This window comes from Kocuria sp. HSID16901, assembly GCF_003989425.1.
Taxonomy (GTDB): Bacteria; Actinomycetota; Actinomycetes; order Actinomycetales; family Micrococcaceae; genus Rothia; species Rothia massiliensis.
On sequence record NZ_RBLM01000004.1, the window covers coordinates 82710 to 102474 of the forward strand.

Consider the following 19765-nt stretch of genomic DNA (forward strand, 5'->3'; position numbering starts at 1 on the left):
ACGTATCCGTTTCTCTGATTTGACGTTCTTCTTCTGCCCAAGTCTAAAGGAGGCGACCCACCAGTACATACTGGTCGCTCATCACAGCAGAATCGTCGCGAATGACCCGACTTCTTCGAAGCCCACGGCCTTGTACAACGCCCGCGCGGGAGCGTTGTAGTCGTTGACGTACAGGCTGATGGTCGGGAACCTCGGGCGGATCAATTCACAGGCTCGAATGAGGAACGGCTCCGAGAAGCCCTGTCCGCGGAGGTCAGGAGCCAACCACACGCCTTGCAACTGGCACATGCCGTCAGCTGCCAGGCCTAGGTCAGCTTTGAATACCACTCGACCGGTCTCGTCCCGGGCCAGAACGCTGCGGCCGGCCCGGACCGTATCGCGGACCCTCTGCGTGTAGCCTTCAGGATCACGGCCCAACGGCGAATATCCCACTTCTTCGGTAAACATGGCCACGCTGGCCGGTAGAAGTGCTTCAAGGTCGGATTCGAGGGCCCACCGCACCTCGGGAAGTTCGACGGCGGATTCCTCCACCGATGCCCGTCGACTGTTCGGGCCCAGCACCATGAGAGGCTGGTTCGGTCGCTCATCGAAGGGTGTGGGGAATCCACCACGGAGCCACTCCCACAACGGCATCACATATTCGGCCGGCCCAAAAAGAGACGCGGTATTTTTTCGACTCCGCAAAATGTAGTTGGCAACTCGAGAAAAGTGCTTTGTTTCCAGATGGAGTGGAACGATGTTGACGCCAAACCATACGCATCCCCGGAGCGTGGGGATCTGGTCTTGACCCGTCGGCTCGAAGACTCCCAAAAACGGCGAGGCTGAGTGCATTTTCGTCAGAAAACTCGGACGAGGCAGTCCGATCCGCTCGTAGTGTTCCAGGGGAAAGAGGTTGGCGATGGGCCGATCGTGAATCATCGTCAGCAAGGCATCGGAATCTTCCACGGTCAGCGGGCGCACCGTCGGACCCGTTACACGGTCCGCATGCTGTGTCCAGAATTTCACCACGTCACGTCATCCACAATCAGAAAATCTTGACGGGGTCGAAGATATCGGCCGCGATGAGAAGCACGGACATACCGATGAAGGCGATGGCGACGACGTAGGTTAGCGGCATCAAACGGATGGGGTCGAAGTGGCCCGGGTCCGGCTTCTTGCGGAATCGAGCCCAACGGCGTCGGATCCCTTCCCACAATGCCCCGGCCACGTGTCCGCCGTCGAGCGGTAGCAATGGGATCAAATTGAAGACGAACAGGCTGATGTTCAAGGTTCCGAGAACGGATACGAGGTATGCCACTTTGGCGTCGGTCGTGATGTTTTCAGTCGACGCGACTTCACCGGCCACTCGTCCCACGCCAACCACCGACATCGGCGAGTCCGCCGGCCGTTCCTTGTCGGTAAACAGGGCCGTCCCCACATCCCACAGTCGAACCGGAAGTTTGATGATCACTCCCCCGATTTGAGTCAGGGTCTGCCCCAGCACGGGGGGCACGTCCGAGATGCTCCCCGGCGTCAGTTCTTGCCGCGGACCAATGCCGACGAATCCGACGTCGTGGGTTTTGTATTTGCCGTTGGCGTCCTTGACCGGGGCTCCCGAAGCATCCGTGACCGGACGGGGCGTGATGATCGGGGTAATACTGGTCTGAATCGTGGAACCGTCTCGGTCAATGGTCATGGGTACGGTCTGGCCGCCGTGCTCCGAGATGAGCCGACTCAACTGGTCCCAGGACGTGATGTCTTCCCCAGCGAACTTCACGACTTTGTCGCCAGGTTTCACACCTGCTTTTCCGGCAGGTGACGCCGGGTCCTTTGAGGTGCAGGTGGAGGATCGGTTCGTGTCGCCAACGTCGACCGTATGGACGCATTGACTCACGGAACTCACGTTCGTCGTCGGCTGGCTCGTACCGAAGGCCATGACCACCACCGACAAGCAAACGACGCCAATCAGCAGGTTCATCAAGGGGCCACCGAGCATGATGATGATGCGCTTATGAATCGGTAGCTGGTAAAACTGGCGGTTTTCGTCGCCGGGTTGAAGCCTTTCGGCTTCCATGCTCCGCGTCTCCGTGGCCATTTGCTGAAGAAGGCCCGTTGAATCGGCCGTGATTTTTTCGCCGTTTCGATCCGGCGGATACATGCCAATCATGGAAATGTAGCCACCCAGCGGGATCGCTTTGACGCCATATTCGGTTTCACCGCGTCTCCGGGAAAACAGCGTCTTGCCAAAGCCGATCATGTATTGCGTAACTCGCACGTTGAAGAACTTGGCCGGGAGCAGGTGCCCGACCTCGTGTAGCGCAATCGACACGGCGATACCGAGGGCCATGACGACGACGCCGATCACGAACATGAGCCACGACCCGCCCAGCATGTGCGAAAAATCCACCAGTGAATTCCCGTTCTTCGTTCCCTTGGGCTTTTCGCCCCGGTCGATTCTACGTGGCCTTGCCGCAAGAGACGTGGACGATTCCTGAAAGCATCCCTAGCCGACGATCCCGAATTCCCGAAGACGCTTACGGTCCGCGGAACTCGCCGACATTTGCAGCCGCAATAATTCGGAATAGATCCCACCGGACTGAGCGAGCTCACCCGGGGTTCCCATCTCGATGATCCGACCATTCTCCAACGTGACGATCCGGTCCACCGCAGAAATGGTGGAGAGCCTGTGGGCAATGATGAGACTCGTTCGCCCTTCCATCAGTCGGTCCAGGGCATCCTGAACGATCCGTTCCGATTTGGTGTCCAAGGCGCTCGTGGCCTCGTCGAGAATCAAGATCGGCGCATCCTTGAGGATGGCCCGCGCGACGGCAATCCGTTGCTTCTGGCCACCCGAAAGTTTGAGGCCACGCTCCCCAATGAGGGAGTCGTACCCGTCCGTGAATCGACGAATGAACACATCCGCGTTGGCCTGGCGTGCGGCGTCAACGATCTCGTCGCGCGTTGCATCCGGCTTGGCGTAGGCAATATTTTCCGCGATCGTTCCGGAGAACAGCGACGCGTCTTGGAAGACCATGCCCATCGTGGAGCGAAGTTGTCCCAAGGTCGACGTCGAGGTGTCGAAACCGGCGACCTGCACAGAGCCGTTGGACGGCGTGTACAGGCCTTGCAGGAGGGACATCAACGTCGATTTTCCGCCGCCGGACTCCCCCACAAACGCAATCTTTTCCCCGCGCCGAACGCTGAGATTGATGTCGCGAAGCACGGGGTCTTCGCCGCCGTAAGCGAAATCGACGTCGTGGAATTCGATCACGGGGTCCGGCAACTCGTGGTTACTTGGCTTGCGTGGTCCTTCCTCTGAGGACTGCACCTTCTGAATGGTTGACGTGACCGTCGGGGGAATGACCGAGGCCGCCCGTGGGTCGTCGGGCAATCCCATGACCTCAAAGTATTCGCGGGAACCAGCGATGGCCCGCTGCGCCGAATCGATGATCCACGACAACATCGAGACCGGTTGAGACGCCATGGCCATGAGCTGAATCATGAGCACCATGTCGCCGAGCGAGAATTCACCCGTCAAGGTCTTCCAGAAAATGAGGAGGTACATCGCGAAGAAGACGATGTTGAGGATGGAACGCCGGTACACATCCATGGTGTGCCAGTGCCTCGACTGCGAACGAGTCAACGACACCGTCGATGTGAAGTGCTCGGCAAATCCGGCGAGTTCACGCGCTTGGGTTCCGAATGATTTCACGACCCGCAGCTGCGAGATGACCTCATTGAAACGACCGCCAGCCAGATCGACATGCTCGTTCTTGTCCTTCTCCCAGCCTTGCCACTTTTTGCTGGTCAGTCCCGTGAGCCACAGGTACGTGGGATAGATGATGAGCAGAAGCACGGCCAGCGGCCAGTAGTAGATGAACATGACCACGAGCACGGCCACGGTGCTGACGATCATCGAAAAGAAGTTATTCGACATCGACTTGATGAAAAAGGTGACCTCGGCGATCGAACGATTCAGCCGTGACACCACGGTGCCTGTGAGCTGACCGTCGAAGTAGCTTTGCGGGAGGCTCAGGAGCTTATGAAAATAGCGCGTGGACAAGAGCGAGCGCATTTTCTGCCCCATGATGTCGCCTTGATATCCGCCGTAATTCGACACGACGGTCATCAGCAGCTGCACCACAAGATAAAGTCCAGCGAAGGTGAAGATGATCCGGACCGTCGAGCCGCCATCGCCGTTGAGCGCAGCGACCACGGCGTCCGTCGCGAATTTAAGGACGAAAGGCGTGGCCAAAGAGGCAACGGCCGTCAGTACAGAACAGGCCAAAATGATGACGTAGTACGGCCACAGAGAGCTCGTGGCCCGCATGATGCGAAAAATGCTTTTCATGGCGTTCTCCTTTCAGGATGTCCCGCGCCCCCGAAAGGATGACGACGGCGGCGATTTCCGGTGTGGTGGTCCGGCCGCAATCCGTCGTCGCGCGGTTAACGCAACGCCTGAATCAGCTGGATGGCGGTGTCAAGAAAGGCATCGACCTGGACTTCATCATAGGCGTGTTTCCGGGTCGCGGTTCGGAATGAAGACCGCCGAATCACGGACGGTTCCACGTGGCTCTCCGTGCGGAAATATTCTTCGAGGCGGTCACAAAGATCGTCGACATCACCCACGAAATATCCTTCGACGCGCCGGTGAGCGGGACGTCGGAAGCGGTTTCCGCGCTCTCGGGTAAGACGCCCCATGACGAGGTCGGCCAAAGCGGCGGAATGCTCGTGCCAGGCTTGATCACCTTCGCGACGACAGTACGCCACCTTTTCGGCCTCCGCGAATCGGTCCTCATAGGCGTCCAAGAGGTCGTCGACGTCGTGTGGGTCGTAGCCGCCTCGTTCCCGCTCGAAGGTGACCTGACGAACCTCAGCGGCACCCATGGTTTCGACGGCGGGATCTTCGGCCCATCGGGCGAGAGCGTCGTCGAAACGCTCGATCGCGGCGTCGACTGCCGAGGCAGAGTAGCCAGTCTCTCGGTGACCGACTCGACGTACCGTGCCGGGGTCCCGACGAGCTGAAATATTGCCGTTGGAGTCCGCTGCGGTAGCGGCCCTTGATCCATTCATGCTTTCTCCAAATTCCTGTGGTCGGCTCAGACGAGCAGAACGGCAAAGATCACATATCCGATGGCCGCGGCAAAAACGATGGAGTCGAGTCGGTCCATGACACCGCCGTGTCCAGGAAGCAGATTGCTCATGTCTTTAATACCGATTTCGCGTTTCACCATCGATTCGGCAAGGTCGCCGACCGTGGAGACGATGACGAGGAGTACCGCGATCACGATGCCGTGCCACCACGGCTGGTGAAGGAGGAACAGCGCACATAGCGTCCCCACGATCATGGAACCGATCATGGAGCCGGCGAAGCCCTCCCAGGTCTTTTTGGGACTGATACGTGGGGCCATGGGGTGTTTTCCGAACAAGACGCCCGCGATGTATCCCCAGGTGTCGTTGCCGATGGCCATCAAAACGATGGTGAAGACCTTGGCTGGTCCGTCCACGTCGCGAAAGATGAGTACCGCGAGGGCCAACATGAACGGCACCCAGCTCATCACGAAGATGCCGCCCATGATGGAAAACAACATGCCATCTTTGCGCCCGAAGGCTCGCCACAGCGTGACGAGACTGACCGAGCCCAGCACAGAGAGGATGAGCGCCTCTCCCCCACCAAAATAGGCGGCGAAGGGGAGCAGTCCACCCGTGATCACCGCCGGAATCAGTGGAACGCGCATCCCCCGCTTATGGTTGAGGGATTGACCGACCTCCCACGTGCCGACGGCCGCTGCTACAGCTGCGAACGCGACGATCACCAACGGGATAAAGAACAACCCGATGATGACGAGGGCCACCAGAGTCACGCCGACTCCGATGGCCGCCGGAAGATCACGTCCGGCCCGAGATTTCTTCTTCTCGGGTTCGGTCGACGGCGCGCTGGATGAAGTCATCAGACCGCCAGGAGCTCAGCTTCCTTGCGCTTCAGCAATTCATCGATCTGGTCGATGTGCTTTTTGGTCTGCTCTTCGAGTTCCTTTTCCGCACGGCTACCCTCATCTTCACCGGCGTCGCCGTCCTTGACGGCTTTCTCGATGGCGGACTTGGCGGTGCGGCGAATGTTGCGCACGGACACGCGAGCGTCTTCCGCTTTGCCCGAGACCATGCGGACGTATTCTTTGCGTCGTTCTTCGGTCAGTTCCGGCATGACCACGCGGATCACGTTGCCGTCGTTGGCCGGGTTGGCACCGAGGTCAGAATTACGGAGGGCCTTCTCGATATCGCCGAGGGCCGACTTGTCGTAAGGGGTGATGAGCAGCGTGCGGGCCTCAGGGTTCTGGAACGACGCAAGCTGCTGGAGCGGAGTCGGAGCACCGTAGTAGTCCACGAGAATGCCCGAGAACAACGAGGGGTTGGCCCGACCGGTTCGCACCGACGCGAAATCCTCCTTGGCGGAATCTACCGCCTTGCCCATCTTCGTTTTGGCTTCTGACAGGGAATCTTCGATCACTTCGGTCTCCTCATTCGTGGGGACTCGCTCTCGGACGAGTCGCTGTGGCGGCACCGCGCCTTCTGCTCAGTGGCACAAGGCAGCGACGGCCGAATTCTCCGTACTCCAGTTTAGCGATGCGTCAATGAACGTCGCGAACTCTGATCACCGATGCCGGATCTTACGTCGTCACCAGGGTTCCGATTTCCTCGCCAAGAATCGCGCGCGCCACGTTGCCTTCGCCCTGCATGCCGAAGACCCGCATGGTGACGTTGTTGTCCTTGCACAGGCTGAAGGCCGTCTGGTCCATGACGCGGATGTCGCGGCGCAAAGCCTCGTCGTAGGTCAAGTGGTACAGACGCTCGGCGTCGGGATCCACCTTCGGGTCGGCGGTATAGACGCCGTCGACGCCGTTCTTGGCCACCAGCACCTCGTCGGCACCGATTTCCAGCGCACGTTGCGCTGCGACGGTATCGGTCGAGAAATACGGAAGCCCCGCACCCGCACCGAAAATGACCACTCGGTCCTTTTCCATGTGCCGGATCGCGCGGCGCGGAATGTAGTTTTCCGCCACTTGGGCCATCTCGATCGCCGACTGCACGCGGGTGTCCACGCCGGACTGCTCCAGGATGTCCTGTAGGGCCAAGGAGTTCATGACGGTGCCGAGCATGCCCATGTAGTCAGCTCGAGAACGGTCGAGCCCCGCGGAGGAGAGCTCGGCGCCGCGGAAAAAATTCCCTCCTCCGACGACGATGGAGGTCTCCGCCTGGCCGACGGTCGAAGCAATCTGCTCCGCGAACTTGCGCACCACGCCGGTGTCGATACCGACTCGGCCGCCACCAAAGACCTCTCCCGAGAGCTTCAATAGGACCCTGCGGCGCTGTGGTTGCGTGGACGTTGCGGAATTGACGGACATGGATCCTCCTGGGCTATGGGCCCCAATTTCTCGTGTGCTTGCTACTGGTGTTTAGCTTACGCAAAAAGGGAGCGTCCACACGCGGTGGACGCCCCCTTCACATCATCAACAGTGATTAGTTGCCGACGCGGAAACGAACGAAACCGGTTGCCTTAGCGCCAGCTTCCTCGAGAACCTGCGCCACGGACTTCTTGGAATCCTTGGCGAAGTCCTGGTCGAGAAGGGTGTTTTCCTTGAAGAAGCCCTTCAAACGGCCCTGAACGATCTGAGGAATGATCTTCTCGGGCTTGCCCTCGGAACGAGCGGTCTCTTCAGCGATGTGACGCTCGGACTCGACCTGGTCCTCCGGAATGCCGGACTCATCCAGGTACTTCGGGGCCATTGCGGCGATGTGCACGGCGACGTCGTGCGCAACTTCGTCGGTGTTAGCACCGTCAACAGCGAGCAGAACGCCAACCTGAGCAGGGAGGTCCTTGGAGGTCTTGTGCAGGTACATCGCGACGTTTTCGCCCTCGAGGCGTGCCACGCGACGAACGACGACCTTCTCGCCCAGCAAAGCGCCGGCCTCGGTCACCTGCTCCTCGACGGTCTTGCCGTTGGAAGATGCCTTGAGGAGATCCTCGAGGGTCTCAACGTTGGCCTCGACGGCGGCATCGAGAACCGAATTGCCGAAATCGATGAACGGGGCGGACTTGGCCACGAAGTCGGTCTCCGAGTTGACCTCGACCAAGAAGCCGACGCCGTTCTCGACGCGAGCGGCAACGAGACCTTCCGCGGTAGCGCGTCCCTCGCGCTTGGTCACGCCCTTGAGGCCCTTCACGCGAATGATTTCGAGGGCTTTCTGCTGATCTCCCTCGGCCTCGTCCAGGGCCTTCTTGACATCGAGCATTCCGGCACCGGTGCGCTCGCGAAGAGCCTTGATGTCAGCTGCGGTGTAGTTCGCCATGTGAACTCCTTTTATTAGTGTCTGGAACACGTGGACGCGGGGCCGGGCCGGAATGGCCCGGCCCCGCGGAAACTGGGCGGTTCACCGTGCGGCAAACCGATCAGCGTGAATTAGTTGGAAGAGGTTTCGGTCTTCTCGGCGGATTCGGTCTCGGAACCCTTTTCAGCTTCGGCGGCCTTCTGTGCCTCGTGCTGCTCGAGGAGTTCCTTCTCCCACTCTGCCATGGGCTCCTCCGGCGCGTCTTCCTTACCGGACTGTTTCTTGTTGCGCTCGAGGAGGCCCTCGGCGACGGCGTCGGCAACGACGCGGGTCAGCAAGTTCACGGAACGGATGGCGTCGTCGTTACCCGGGATCGGGAAGGCGACTTCGTCCGGATCGCAGTTGGTGTCCAAGATGGCGACAACCGGGATACCGAGCTTCTGGGCCTCGTCGACCGCGAGGTGCTCCTTCTTGGTATCGACGACCCACAGAAGGGAGGGGGTCTTGGTCAAGTTGCGGATACCACCGAGGGTCTTCTCGAGCTTCTCAAACTCGCGACGCAGCAGGAGCAGTTCCTTCTTGGTGTACTGCGAGGCGGCGACGTCGTCGAAGTCGACCTGCTCGAGTTCCTTCATGCGCTCGATGCGCTTGGAAACCGTGGCGAAGTTGGTGAGCATACCGCCCAACCAACGGTGGTTCACGTACGGCATGTTGACGCGAGTAGCCTGCTCGGCGATCGCTTCCTGAGCCTGCTTCTTGGTGCCGACAAACAGGATGGTTCCACCGTGAGCAACGGTTGCCTTGACGGCCTCGAACGCGCGGTCAATGAATTCCAGCGACTGCTGAAGGTCAATGATGTAGATGCCGTTGCGCTCGGTGAAAATGAAACGCTTCATCTTCGGGTTCCAGCGGCGGGTCTGGTGACCGAAGTGGACACCGGAATCGAGAAGCTGGCGCATTGTTACGACGGGCATGTCGTCTCCTTTGTGATGACGCGTCCCAGGTACCTTAGGGGCCCGCATCATCGTCGTAGTTATCGGTTTTCATGCTGAGGACATTTCCACAACATTCCTGGTGATCGTCGACGCCTGTCGCATTCAAGAACGCGACGGACGAGAACCCGCCGTCACCGGCACCTGGAGGCAACCGGACCGTTGGCGAGCGCCGCTTCCGAGGAGAAACGCGGCGATCACGCGAAGTCAGTGGACACACTTATGCCACTGCTTCGGCCACTATACCGCACGAATAGCCGCAAACAGGCCACTAATTCCCCGATTCAGATCACACTTATCCACAATGTCTGGTCCTCAGCGTTCGATGGAAGCACTCGCGTCCTGTCTATGAGTTTTCGTGGAGCCATGTTCCGATGCATCGTTGTATCCCTCATCGCCATGCTCACGGCACTGGCCTCGTCGTCTGTCACGTCAGCGTCGGCAGCATTGTGGTCGTGGCCGTTGGACCCGGCCCCCGCCGTTCTGCGCGCCTTCCACCGACCAACACACCCATGGATGTCGGGCCACCGAGGCGTCGATCTAGCGGCCCGGTTCGGTCAAGAAATCCACGCCCCGGCCGACGGCGTCATTGTGTTTACCGGCAGGGTGGTGAATCGGACGGTCATTAGCCTCGAGGTGAAGTCCGGTCACCGCATCAGCTTCGAACCAGTAGCTGACCCTGCACCCAAAGGGAGCAAAGTTCGTGCGGGCGACGTCATTGCTCGCCGAGACCCAGCCATTCCCCATGAACCGTGTGGACCGTGCCTCCATTGGGGCGTTAGGGATAGCGACGGCTACGTCAATCCCCTACTTTTTGTCGGCGCGACAGAACATTCCGTCTTGTGGCCACTCCCGGCTGCTCGACCCTCAGGAAATAACCCAGATTAATGGCGGCACATAGCGACACGAACAACACCACAATTACACCGAAACCCATCGCCGGGCGCTTTCCAGGAAACAATCCCATAGTCTGGCTATAGGACTACAACCCACCGAGACCACGCCGTGAAAGGACACCGGACTCTCGTGACCCAACACTTCGTCAGCCGGCATAAAGTTGCCGTTGCCCTCGGCATGACCCCCGCCGCCATCCAACAGCGTCACAACGCTGGCACCATGCCTCAGCCCGATGCCATACTCCACGGATCCAAAGGATCCGAATGGTTCGGTTGGAAACGTGAAACCATCGAAGAGTGGGCACCGAAGATCAGACGCACGGCTGACTGGACCCGTAGCGCAACGTAGATACGGCCGAAAAAGAATAGCCCCGCAATATTCCACCCTTCGAGGACTCGTAGCAATCTGGATACGAGCCACTCGTAAGGGATCACGAACTGAGTGCCAAAGGCTTCGACACCCTTCCCATCGCGCGCACTCGATTCACGCCGGAAGCACACGGTGAAACGAAAAGTAAGGAAGCCTAGGGGTTCAGGGCACCGACTCTCAGCTCAATTCCGGAGCTTCATCAGCTACCACCTGGCTCTTGGGACTCATGATTTTGCCCACATCTCGCGGCTGGAGATTAATCCCAGTGAACTCTGGAAAGCGGTCCAATGCCGTGTTTGTGCGCCAATTTATGTGCGAGTCAACTCAATATTGTGACCGCCACGCCGTCGGAGTCTCCAGAATCACCCCATGTCAAACACGATCGGACCTAGTAGTGTCTGGTTCTACAAAACCTAAAAACTAGCTTTGGGGAGCCACCATGCCCAGTTCGCACATCACTCGCCGACGCCTGGCCCAAGGGGCGGCCTGGTCTGCACCCATGATTTTGGCCGCAGGAGCCGTTCCGGCCCACGCGGTTTCTATCTGCGATGAGGTTTCCTACGCGCCTGCGCTCAACTCGAACACCGTGACGCGAGCCAGCGACTCATCGGCCACTGGGGCTTTCAACCCGGTCACACCGGTCAACTCCCCCACCGGCCCGGTGAAGCCGACCGTTGCCGTGACCTTCAAGGCCACCGCCTTGGGAGGCAAAACTCTTAACTCTGCACAGAACCTCACAGTCGCTGGCCAACAGCTGGATCTGGGATACAACGGCGCCGGAGACCTCGCCACGAACGGTCTCGAACTGATTCAGAGCGGCCCTATCGGTTACGCGGCTCGCCAAACGCTCACCATCACCTTTGACCGGCCGGTCAAGAATTTGGCCTTCACGATTGCCGATCTTGACCAAGCCGGATATTTGGACCAAGTTGCACTGTCTGGGTCTCCCACGGTTTCGAACGGATCCAACGTCAGCGGAGCGGGCACTACAACCTCCCCGCTCGGTCCAGCGACCAACGTGGGCGATCGCAAATCCGATGACGTCACGACTCGCAGCGATATTCGCTACTCGCAGCCCGTCACCTCGGTAACTATAGATTTTTGGAGCAAGCAGGGCACTCTTAGCCAGCAGGTTTTTATTTCCGGCATGAGCTTCACCGCCAGCACCTGCCCGTAAGAGTATTTCAGCGTGCCACCTCATTATGGCTGGCGCATAGGTGATTTCCTCGAAGCGCTCAGAGGCGTGCTCACAATCATGGGGCATATGGTGAGCTCTCCTATGAGTGCATGACGCGCCTGGTTGAGAGCGCATGTTTTGTTCAGCTCGGTATCGGACTTGAGATTTCGATTCCACGTTAGGTCATTGACTGCTGCCCTCGTCAGGCGCAAGTAGGGGCCTCATGAATGTTCGCTCGTATCGGATCACGCATTGCGAATTATCACGGATTTTGTTTGCTTCTATGAATTCGGGATCAGTGTCGAATCTGGATCGATATTGTTCATAGGCGGCTAGGCTGTTGAAGCTGAATAGTGCTTCGGCGCGGTCGCTGGCGCCTTCGGAGGGGAGGAAGTAGCCGTGATGTCTCCCTCCGTGCTTGTTGACGAGCCTGATCCATTCTTTGGCAAAGCGCTCGAAATCCTGGATTTTATTCGGGTCAATGGTGTAGTGCACGACACAGGTAATCATGGCCTGACGGTAACACCGTTGATCGTCAGACTGCATATCCCGCCTCCACCCGCCTACATACTGTGTTTCGCTGCCAAGGCGTTAGAGCGTCGCAATAGTGAGCCTGGTTGTGTTTCCGTCCACTCCCGGCGCTTGGCGGGATCCGAATAATCTTTGGAAGTAGTCGCGCCAACAGTTAGCCGGTTCAAAATTCGAATAGGTGCATCATCGCACCATCAGGTCCACGATGGGAACACTGTTAGCTCACACGGATAGCTTGAAGGCCGCTTCTGCACAGTGGGGTCATTCGTCGCAGGAAGTCACCATGAGGCACTATGTGGCCAATTTGCAGGACACCCCGAACCCATCGTCGGCACTGGAAGTGCTAGGAAATGCGGCGAATCGTAAGTGATGGGTTCGCGCTGGATTCCGGGCTGTCTAACATGTTTGAAGCCCGTCATATCAGGCTACTCCCCTGATATGACGGGCTTTTTGGTAGGGGGTGCGGGGCTTGAACCCGCGACCAAAGGATTATGAGTCCTCTGCTCTGACCAGCTGAGCTAACCCCCCGTAGTGGTACTCGCCCGGCCAACGCGAGGTTGGACGGACGGCTCCCCAGTTTACCGCATGATTGTTGCTACCTTGACACCATCAGAGCCGTGAAGGCAGGCGCGAGAAGCCCCTGGGTCAGCGAACTACCGTCCTTCCGGTCCACGATATTCGCCTCGGTACATCGCTTCGAATGCGTCCCACGTTTTCTCAACCGAATGCTTCTGAACTATTTCGTGGCTTACCTCGCCCATGCGGCGTCGTTCTTCGTCCGACGCCGTCAAGACGGCCGTCAATTTCTCGCTGAGGTCCTGAGGGTCACCGGGTTCGAACAGATATCCGTTCTCGCCTTCTCGAACGAGGTGCGGCAACGCGAGGGCGTTAGCCAGGACGACCGGTCGAGAGGCAGACATCGCCTCCAGGCTCACCAGGGATTGAAGCTCGGCGGTGCCCGGCTGGCAAAAGACGTCGGCCCGAAGGTAGCCCTCCCTCAGCTCTGCGTCCGAGACAAAACCCAAGAAGTGGACACGGTCTTCGACCCCTGCTTCACGCGCGACTCGTTTGAGTTCATCCTCAATTTCGCCCGTACCGGCGAGCTCAAGGTGAACCTTCAAATCTGCGGGCAATAGTGCGACGGCCCTGATGAGGACGTCAATGTTTTTCTCCACCGCAAGACGTCCCGCGAAAAAGACCACAGGGTGATCCCGTTTCTTGACCTCTTCACCCGGAGCCAATTCGTATCGGGCTGCATCAATACCGTTAGAGACCGGAATGACCGGCGCCCCAAAGCCGTGGTCGTGCATGGCTTGAGCCCCAATGGGGGTCGGCGTCGTGACATAGTCGGCCCGGCCCAAAACTCGTCCCATGTCTTTCCAGGAACAATAGGCAATCACCTTGAGAGCAATATCCGGGAACGGCAGGAATGGATTGAGGTTTTCAGGCATAAAGTGATTTGTGGAAACCAGCCGAATTCCCCGCCGTTTGCAGGCCCACGAAATCATACGGCCAATAATGTAGTGGCATTGAATATGCACCACATCCGGCTGGACCTCGTCGAGGATCTTCCCCACTCGACGTTGCATTTCCCACGGGAAGCACAACCGGTAGTACGGATGGGTCGGCGGATTATGGGAACGCAGGCGGTGTTCGTGAATTCCATCGATCTCGATGTCATACGACGGCCCGTCCGAAGAACGACCTGCAATCACGTGAACCTCATGGCCCCGGTCCCTCATCCCGACGGCGAGACGGTGACCGAATTGGGCCGCTCCGTTAATATCAGGCGGATAGGTGTCCGCGCCGATCAGGATTTTCAGGGGTCTTGAGTTCATGGATATCTGTCATTCCGTTGGCTCAGTATGGAACAGGGATGAAGTTAATCCCCCATAGTCTATCGGCCGGAACCTCATGCAACCCAACCACTGCACACGAGGTGTTCATCATGAATCGTCGGCATGATCCACATAACGACGACGCCCGCCCTCCGGGGAGGAGGACGGGCGTCGTCGGTGCCGTTGGAACGGCTTGGCCTACTTCTTGAACAAGCGACCGAGGAACACGAAGAACGCGCCCACGGAAACCGCCAGGGCCGTCAGCGGCTTCCAACGTGCCTTGAGATTGTCGGGATCGGAAACATTCGCGCCCAAGTTGGATGCCGCGACCTTGGCGCGGTCAGGGGCTGACTTGGCATCCTCCGAGGACTTCTCAGCCAGGCCAGTGGCCGAGGACTGAACCGAGGAGAACTGCTGGCCAAAGTCGTCTCGCAACGACTTGAGGTGATCGCGGCGTGCCTTGGTGCGCTGCTCGAGCTGGTCCTGCGAAGGCTGCGGCGTCTCCGGAACCTCGTTGGAACGCTTCTGACGCTTCTTCTCTTCCTTGGCCTGACGCTTCTCTTCGGCCTTTGCTTCTTCCTTTTCCTTCATCTCGCGACGCACGCGGCTTGAAGTGTAGGAAGAGCCTTCCTTGGCAACGCCAAGGTCATACAAGAAGCCGAAGATCGCGGATTCCGGCTTAAGCGGCAGCTGCGACTTGATGCGCAAAAGACCGATCAAAGCAAAAATCGCCAAGAGAACGATGAACAGCGCGGCGAAAAGCAACGCCGACAACCACAGCGGCATGACCGTTGCGAGGCCTGCAATGGCCGCAGTGATCAGCGCGATGACCGCGAACAAGAGGAAAACCAGGCCGACGACGACGAATGCCGCCCCCACGCCGAGCTTGATCCCCTTATCCTTCATTTCGAGCTTGGCGATCTGCAGCTCATCTTTGATCTGCTTCGGTCCCAGCCGGGACGCAACCTTGCCGATCCCCAAAACCTGGCTAACCCCGGCCTTCAGGGAGCTCAAGCCACCCCGGTAGGAACGGGGCTTATGTTTCGTGGTGGTCTCTCCGTGATTGATGGAGTGAGACATCAAGCCTCCCTAGTGAATGCCGATGGATTTCACAGCTAAACCTATCACTGACTGTGACTTTGTCGGTGCTGCACTGCGCGAGACGTACCAAATATTCATGCGGGCGGGATCCTTCGCCAAGATCAGCCGTTCACGGTCTTCGACCTCGATCGACGCTAGCTGTTCCCGCGGACTTCGAAATCCCCCCCCCTTTGGAGCACCCCCAGACGCAGGTTCCTAAGTCCCGACCTGGGGGCGTTAGACCAAAAAGTGGGAACGGTCGGAGAGGTCATGAACGAACCTCTAGAAGGTTATGTTTCGGCGCATCAAAATTCACCACACATTGATATAACCGACATCTCATCAATGTTTCGCTTTTGGTGTTGAATCCCAAGGACTGAGACGAGTACTCTGAGCTACGTCGGTAGGGCCCGACGGCCGCGCGACGAATCGGTCCCCCAAGTTGATTCGTCGCCCCGCCAAAATAATCCCTAGGCGCCCCGGTTACCCCCATAGCATCCGGGGCGCCGCCTTAAACTCCATGCTCCAAGCACGATCTAACCGTGCAAATTCTGATGGCATGATAGGGATTTTAATTCCGAGTATCAATTCGTGACGTCATCCCGTTACTGCATATCCCAGCGAAGACTCTTCGATTCGACCGGTCTGTCAAACGTCAATTCATCCGTACTGACCAGTACGATCATGCTGATACCACTCGCACCGTAGAAAGTTCCTGATGTCTGCTTCCTCCAACCCACCGGGCCCTGCGCCAAGAACCACATCCTCAATGTCCGGCAAAAAGAAGGGATGCCTGGGGTGCCTCGGTTGTGGCGGTATTCTTCTGGTTCTTCTCCTCATCATCGGCATCATTGGCGCATTCTTTGGCCCCAACAATTCAAAGCCGGAGAGTTCACCGAGCACATCGTCCACGACTAGCTCAGCCTCTTCACCCTCCCCCTCGTTGACGCCTTCGCCGTCGCCTACACGGGAATCCTCGGCTCCGAGCCAGAGTCCCTCGCCAAGCTCCACGAAAATCGACACCGGTACGACCGCTCAAGGGGACGCGGCGAAAACTTTGGCTAGCTTGCCCGTGAAGGGACGAGCTCCCAAAACTGGATATTCCAGGGAGCAATTCGGCCAAGCTTGGGCCGATGTAGACCACAACGGTTGTGACACCAGGAATGACATTCTCAAACGAGACATGACCGATGAGACCTTTAAGCCAAATACTGGGGACTGCAAAGTAACGCACGGCACGTTAGCCGACCCGTATACGGCGACCGAGATTTCCTACACCGTCGGACAAGATACGAGCTCAGCAGTGCAGATTGATCACGTCGTCGCACTGTCCAACGCGTGGCAAACGGGTGCCCAGCAGCTAGACGCCGACACTCGCGAGCATCTTGCGAACGACCCGCTGAACCTTCTCGCCGTGGACGGCCCAGCCAATCAGCAGAAATCCGACGCCGACGCGGCCACCTGGCTGCCCGGCAACAAGGGGTACCGGTGCCATTACGTGGCCCGACAAATCGCCGTGAAAGCCACTTACCACCTATGGGTCACCCAGCCTGAACGTGATGCCATGACCGGAATTCTCCAGGGATGCCCCGGTGAGCCGTTGCCCGGACGAGATGCCGGCCCGACCGTCGATGTCGCCCCGACTCCGGCACCGGCCCCAACGACGCAGGCTCCAGCCGCGCCCACACAGGCACCCGCTCCCCCAGCAGCACCGGTACCCGAGCAACCACAGGCGCCGGAGGCCCCCGCCGAACCGGCGCCTCCGCAGGAAGGCAACGTTTACTACCCGACGTGCGCCGCAGCTCGCGCCGCAGGCGCTGCGCCGATTTACCAAGGCCAACCTGGTTACAGCCGCAAATTGGACCGCGACGGCGACGGTGTTGCCTGCGAGGCCAAGTCATAGCCTGTGACTGCATGCGACCAGCGCTGGAACACCGCTGTCGACCCACAACGCCCCGGCCCTATGGGACCGGGGCGTTGTGGGTTTTCGTTTTCATCGAATCTATTCAGGCCACGACGAATTCTTAATGACCTCCACAAAATCTCCCCTGCGGAATCCCGGAAGGAAGTGAGCCAAGACGTCCGCTTTAACATTTCCGAACGTGGTCTCCGGTCGATCTTTCAAACCGTCGGTAAAGGCGGCCAGAATCTGATTTTTGAAGTCCGGGCGCGGGTGGGCGGCAACAACGTCAGAACGGTCCGCCTCACTGATGTCGTCATAACCCACGCCCATCACGTCGAGCTCCACACCCCTGGTCACTAAGGCCACCTCCGGTGGCATATGCAACGGAATCTCGGGGGTGGTGTGAAGTGCTATGCCCTGCCAGACTCGGTCGGCGGCGTCGTCGTCAATTCCTCGGTTAACTAAGAAATCACGTGCCACGTCGGCCGCGTCTATTTCGAAGCGCTGATCAGTGGTTCGATACCTCGGGGTGAGACCGAGGTCGTGAAACATCGCCCCCACGTAGAGCAACTCTGGGTCCCAGGTCAGTCCGAATTCTTGGCCTCGCAACGACCCGAAGAAATAGACGCGACGGCAATGATGGTAAACGACGTCGTCGGCCGCGTCCCGGACCAGCTCGGTCGCTTCCCGAGTGAGATCTGTATCCGGGACGGTGATGCCTGCAATGGTGTCGGTCATAATGCCCTCCAGAGCTGAGATGTGGTTCGTCGATGAGCCTGTCTCGCGATTCTTCCCGATCAAGATGGACGAAGCCATACCTGCATCGGTTCGAATTATTTCGAAATGCAATTATCTGCACACTCTCAACCTGATGCCCCGGAAGTTTTAGAAGTGGGGCTCAAGACGGGAATGAACCATTGGCGCCAATTAATCATTGGGGCCATAGTTTCCAGAATCCCTCGGATTTTGACTTAGGTTTCAGGTGCGGACACGACTTTTCTTGCCGCATACCGAAGGTGTTTCGCAGTGGTGAACACAAGCTTTACTAAGTTTTCTCAAGCTATCTACCCAAATGGCGAGCGACCACATACAATCTATCCAGGCCGCACTCAGGCCCCACACAGAAAGAACCATCATGAAATCTCGCACCATCATTCCCGCACTTGCTGTGGCCACTCTCGCTCTCGCAGGTTGCAGCCATGCCGATAATTCGTCGTCCTCCGCTAGCCCCAGCTCCAGCGCATCGACTTCTTCGTCCAGCGCCTCTGCGACCCCGACCGAGGCCGCATCCGCATCGGAAGCTCCTGCAACGGAGTCGCCGTCCGTCACGGAGACGACTCCGGAGGATTCTCCGTCGGATTCAAGCTCCGAGACCGACAGTACGGAGGCCGCGCCGACCGAAGCGCCCGCACCGGCGGACTCACCTGCGCCGTCACAGGCAGCGCCTTCCTCTGCTCCTGCGGATAGCGCGCCCGATGCAAACCAAGCCCCCGCCCCGGCACAGCCGAACGCCGGTGGATCGAGCGTCAACTCGTCAGCACTCCGCAAAGCTGAGCAGTACTCCAGCATGATGCACATGTCTAAACTAGGCGTCTACGACCAGCTGACCTCAGAATATGGAGAAAAGTTCTCTCCGGAAGCCGCGCAGTATGCCATCGACAATATGAAGGCCGACTGGAACGCCAATGCTCTGGCAAAGGCGAAAGACTATCAATCCCAGATGAATATGTCTCCCGAGGCGATTAGGACCCAGCTCACCTCCGAGTACGGCGAAAAGTTCACCCCGGAAGAAGCAGACTACGCAATTCAACACCTCAACGGCTAAAGCCACAGCTCCTCGACGGCTAAAGCCACAGCTCCTCGACGGAAACCCCGCTGATCTTTCGTAGGTAAGCGGGGTTCTCCCGGGAGCCACTCGGATTGAGGCCATCCCCTTTGAGTTGCGCCACGCGCCCATAGATCATTCGGCCGCGAACAAACGACTCGCATGGTGAGGCACTGCTTGAGGTACCTCGATTTTCCCGAGGTTTCATGTCCCCATCAATTCGCAACAGCAGGCATACACCTGTGCATTCAATCAACACCAGGAGATCCCCCTTTGGAAAACCAGCCCAACGCACCCCAAAACAACCAGCAATGGCAGGGTCACGATAATCAGCAGTGGCAAGGCCACTATGGAAACGTCCAGCAACCGAAAAAGAAGCGCCGGGGGCTATTTGGATGTCTCGGTTGCCTCGGCATCATCGTCGTCATTGTGATCATCGCCGTGATCGTCATGGTTGCCAATGGGGCAAATTCGAACCATGACTCAAATTCTGGGGGTAATTCGCAATCCAGCTCTTCGGACGGCTCTGGAAAGAGCGATGACACTCCCGCTGATTACAAGGCCGCCCTCAAGAAGGGACAGTCCTACGCTCAGACCATGAATATGTCGAAACAAGGCATTTACAATCAGCTCACCTCAAGCGTGGAGCAGTTCACTCCGGAAGCGGCACAGTACGCCATCGATCACATCGATGCGAACTGGAACGAAAATGCCCTCAAGAAGGCGAAGGACTACCAGTCCCAGCAGAACATGTCACCCGAAGCAGTACGGACGCAGCTGACTTCTGAGATCGAGGGTTTCACTCCTGAGGAAGCGGACTACGCGATCCAACATCTCAACGGCTAG

20 protein-coding genes and 1 tRNA gene are annotated in these 19765 nt (G+C 58.4%); 6 read left to right on the forward strand and 15 right to left on the reverse strand.

Translation table 11 applies throughout. The features are described 5' to 3' along the window. Positions 1-81: 81 nt before the first annotated feature. The 9 genes from D8M21_RS06990 to rpsB all read right to left on the reverse strand — a co-directional run bounded on the left by D8M21_RS06990 (position 82) and on the right by rpsB (position 9281). Positions 82-1008 (reverse strand): GNAT family N-acetyltransferase, encoded by a 927-nt coding sequence (locus tag D8M21_RS06990; RefSeq protein ID WP_126855758.1) that lies wholly within the window; start codon positions 1006-1008, stop codon positions 82-84. Positions 1009-1024: 16 nt separating this feature from the next. Beyond that, positions 1025-2371: a M50 family metallopeptidase gene (locus D8M21_RS06995; protein WP_048679228.1), complete on the reverse strand. Its 1347-nt coding sequence runs from the start codon at positions 2369-2371 to the stop codon at positions 1025-1027. 111 nt (positions 2372-2482) lie between these two features. Continuing rightward, complete coding sequence (locus D8M21_RS07000; protein ID WP_048679231.1) at positions 2483-4330, reverse strand: ABC transporter ATP-binding protein; 1848 nt, start codon at positions 4328-4330, stop codon at positions 2483-2485. 95 nt (positions 4331-4425) lie between these two features. Beyond that, on the reverse strand, positions 4426-5052 hold the full coding sequence (locus tag D8M21_RS07005) for a DivIVA domain-containing protein (protein ID WP_048679234.1): 627 nt from the start codon (positions 5050-5052) through the stop codon (positions 4426-4428). 26 nt (positions 5053-5078) lie between these two features. Beyond that, a complete protein-coding gene (locus D8M21_RS07010) occupies positions 5079-5930 on the reverse strand; it encodes a phosphatidate cytidylyltransferase (protein ID WP_048679236.1) in 852 nt (283 codons plus the stop codon). Further along, positions 5930-6487 (reverse strand): ribosome recycling factor, encoded by a 558-nt coding sequence (gene frr, locus D8M21_RS07015; RefSeq protein WP_048679237.1) that lies wholly within the window; start codon positions 6485-6487, stop codon positions 5930-5932. Before frr ends, D8M21_RS07010 begins: the two co-directional genes overlap by 1 nt. 160 nt (positions 6488-6647) lie before the next feature. Next, positions 6648-7382: a UMP kinase gene (pyrH, locus tag D8M21_RS07020; protein ID WP_048679239.1), complete on the reverse strand. Its 735-nt coding sequence runs from the start codon at positions 7380-7382 to the stop codon at positions 6648-6650. A 115-nt stretch (positions 7383-7497) separates the two neighbouring features. Then, positions 7498-8328 (reverse strand): translation elongation factor Ts, encoded by an 831-nt coding sequence (gene tsf / locus D8M21_RS07025; protein ID WP_048679241.1) that lies wholly within the window; start codon positions 8326-8328, stop codon positions 7498-7500. Between the two features lie 110 nt (positions 8329-8438). Continuing rightward, the gene (gene rpsB, locus D8M21_RS07030) at positions 8439-9281 is read right to left on the reverse strand and encodes a 30S ribosomal protein S2 (RefSeq protein ID WP_048679244.1); all 843 of its coding nucleotides are present in this window, start codon (positions 9279-9281) and stop codon (positions 8439-8441) included. Between the two features lie 534 nt (positions 9282-9815). On the opposite strand from rpsB, the gene D8M21_RS11630 reads away from it, so the two are divergent. From D8M21_RS11630 to D8M21_RS07045, 3 genes are all read left to right on the forward strand, one after another. Then, positions 9816-10187 (forward strand): M23 family metallopeptidase, encoded by a 372-nt coding sequence (locus D8M21_RS11630; protein ID WP_446720496.1) that lies wholly within the window; start codon positions 9816-9818, stop codon positions 10185-10187. Positions 10188-10325: 138 nt separating this feature from the next. Then, positions 10326-10544, forward strand: a complete 219-nt coding sequence (locus D8M21_RS07040) for a hypothetical protein (RefSeq protein WP_126855760.1) — start codon at positions 10326-10328, stop codon at positions 10542-10544. Between the two features lie 460 nt (positions 10545-11004). After that, complete coding sequence (locus tag D8M21_RS07045) at positions 11005-11742, forward strand: hypothetical protein (protein WP_048679252.1); 738 nt, start codon at positions 11005-11007, stop codon at positions 11740-11742. 183 nt (positions 11743-11925) lie between these two features. Here D8M21_RS07045 and D8M21_RS07050 read toward each other — a convergent pair whose 3' ends face one another. The 5 genes from D8M21_RS07050 to D8M21_RS11485 form a co-directional block, all read right to left on the reverse strand. Beyond that, on the reverse strand, positions 11926-12288 hold the full coding sequence (locus D8M21_RS07050; protein ID WP_238651122.1) for an NIPSNAP family protein: 363 nt from the start codon (positions 12286-12288) through the stop codon (positions 11926-11928). Between the two features lie 436 nt (positions 12289-12724). Further along, positions 12725-12801: transfer RNA gene (locus D8M21_RS07060), tRNA-Ile, on the reverse strand. 125 nt (positions 12802-12926) lie between these two features. Continuing rightward, on the reverse strand, positions 12927-14111 hold the full coding sequence (locus D8M21_RS07065) for a glycosyltransferase (RefSeq protein WP_048679375.1): 1185 nt from the start codon (positions 14109-14111) through the stop codon (positions 12927-12929). A 198-nt stretch (positions 14112-14309) separates the two neighbouring features. Then, positions 14310-15191, reverse strand: a complete 882-nt coding sequence (locus D8M21_RS07070; RefSeq protein ID WP_048679378.1) for a phage holin family protein — start codon at positions 15189-15191, stop codon at positions 14310-14312. A gap of 660 nt (positions 15192-15851) precedes the next feature. Continuing rightward, a complete protein-coding gene (locus D8M21_RS11485) occupies positions 15852-16214 on the reverse strand; it encodes a hypothetical protein (protein ID WP_238651124.1) in 363 nt (120 codons plus the stop codon). A gap of 49 nt (positions 16215-16263) precedes the next feature. On the opposite strand from D8M21_RS11485, the gene D8M21_RS11490 reads away from it, so the two are divergent. Further along, positions 16264-17094 carry a GmrSD restriction endonuclease domain-containing protein gene (locus D8M21_RS11490; protein ID WP_274542920.1) on the forward strand — a complete coding sequence of 277 codons (831 nt, stop codon included), beginning with the start codon at positions 16264-16266 and terminating at the stop codon, positions 17092-17094. 99 nt (positions 17095-17193) lie between these two features. Here D8M21_RS11490 and D8M21_RS07080 read toward each other — a convergent pair whose 3' ends face one another. Next, positions 17194-17910 carry an HD domain-containing protein gene (locus D8M21_RS07080; RefSeq protein ID WP_342342969.1) on the reverse strand — a complete coding sequence of 239 codons (717 nt, stop codon included), beginning with the start codon at positions 17908-17910 and terminating at the stop codon, positions 17194-17196. 319 nt (positions 17911-18229) lie between these two features. Here D8M21_RS07080 and D8M21_RS07085 point away from each other — a divergent pair, with 319 nt between their 5' ends. Further along, complete coding sequence (locus D8M21_RS07085; protein WP_065424222.1) at positions 18230-18919, forward strand: Ltp family lipoprotein; 690 nt, start codon at positions 18230-18232, stop codon at positions 18917-18919. A 273-nt stretch (positions 18920-19192) separates the two neighbouring features. Beyond that, a complete protein-coding gene (locus D8M21_RS07090; protein ID WP_065424223.1) occupies positions 19193-19765 on the forward strand; it encodes an Ltp family lipoprotein in 573 nt (190 codons plus the stop codon).

Bases quoted from the DNA above. Each gene is read 5' to 3' on its own strand.
- D8M21_RS06995 (WP_048679228.1), bottom strand. From the start codon at position 2,371: ATGCTGGGCGGGTCGTGGCTCATGTTCGTGATCGGCGTCGTCGTCATG.
- D8M21_RS07000 (WP_048679231.1), bottom strand. From the start codon at position 4,330: ATGAAAAGCATTTTTCGCATCATGCGGGCCACGAGCTCTCTGTGGCCG.
- D8M21_RS07005 (WP_048679234.1), bottom strand. From the start codon at position 5,052: ATGAATGGATCAAGGGCCGCTACCGCAGCGGACTCCAACGGCAATATT.
- D8M21_RS07010 (WP_048679236.1), bottom strand. From the start codon at position 5,930: ATGACTTCATCCAGCGCGCCGTCGACCGAACCCGAGAAGAAGAAATCT.
- pyrH (WP_048679239.1), bottom strand. From the start codon at position 7,382: ATGTCCGTCAATTCCGCAACGTCCACGCAACCACAGCGCCGCAGGGTC.
- tsf (WP_048679241.1), bottom strand. From the start codon at position 8,328: ATGGCGAACTACACCGCAGCTGACATCAAGGCTCTTCGCGAGCGCACC.
- rpsB (WP_048679244.1), bottom strand. From the start codon at position 9,281: ATGCCCGTCGTAACAATGCGCCAGCTTCTCGATTCCGGTGTCCACTTC.
- D8M21_RS11630 (WP_446720496.1), top strand. From the start codon at position 9,816: ATGTCGGGCCACCGAGGCGTCGATCTAGCGGCCCGGTTCGGTCAAGAA.
- D8M21_RS07045 (WP_048679252.1), top strand. From the start codon at position 11,005: ATGCCCAGTTCGCACATCACTCGCCGACGCCTGGCCCAAGGGGCGGCC.
- D8M21_RS07050 (WP_238651122.1), bottom strand. From the start codon at position 12,288: ATGCAGTCTGACGATCAACGGTGTTACCGTCAGGCCATGATTACCTGT.
- D8M21_RS07065 (WP_048679375.1), bottom strand. From the start codon at position 14,111: ATGAACTCAAGACCCCTGAAAATCCTGATCGGCGCGGACACCTATCCG.
- D8M21_RS07070 (WP_048679378.1), bottom strand. From the start codon at position 15,191: ATGTCTCACTCCATCAATCACGGAGAGACCACCACGAAACATAAGCCC.
- D8M21_RS07080 (WP_342342969.1), bottom strand. From the start codon at position 17,910: ATGGCTTCGTCCATCTTGATCGGGAAGAATCGCGAGACAGGCTCATCG.
- D8M21_RS07085 (WP_065424222.1), top strand. From the start codon at position 18,230: ATGAAATCTCGCACCATCATTCCCGCACTTGCTGTGGCCACTCTCGCT.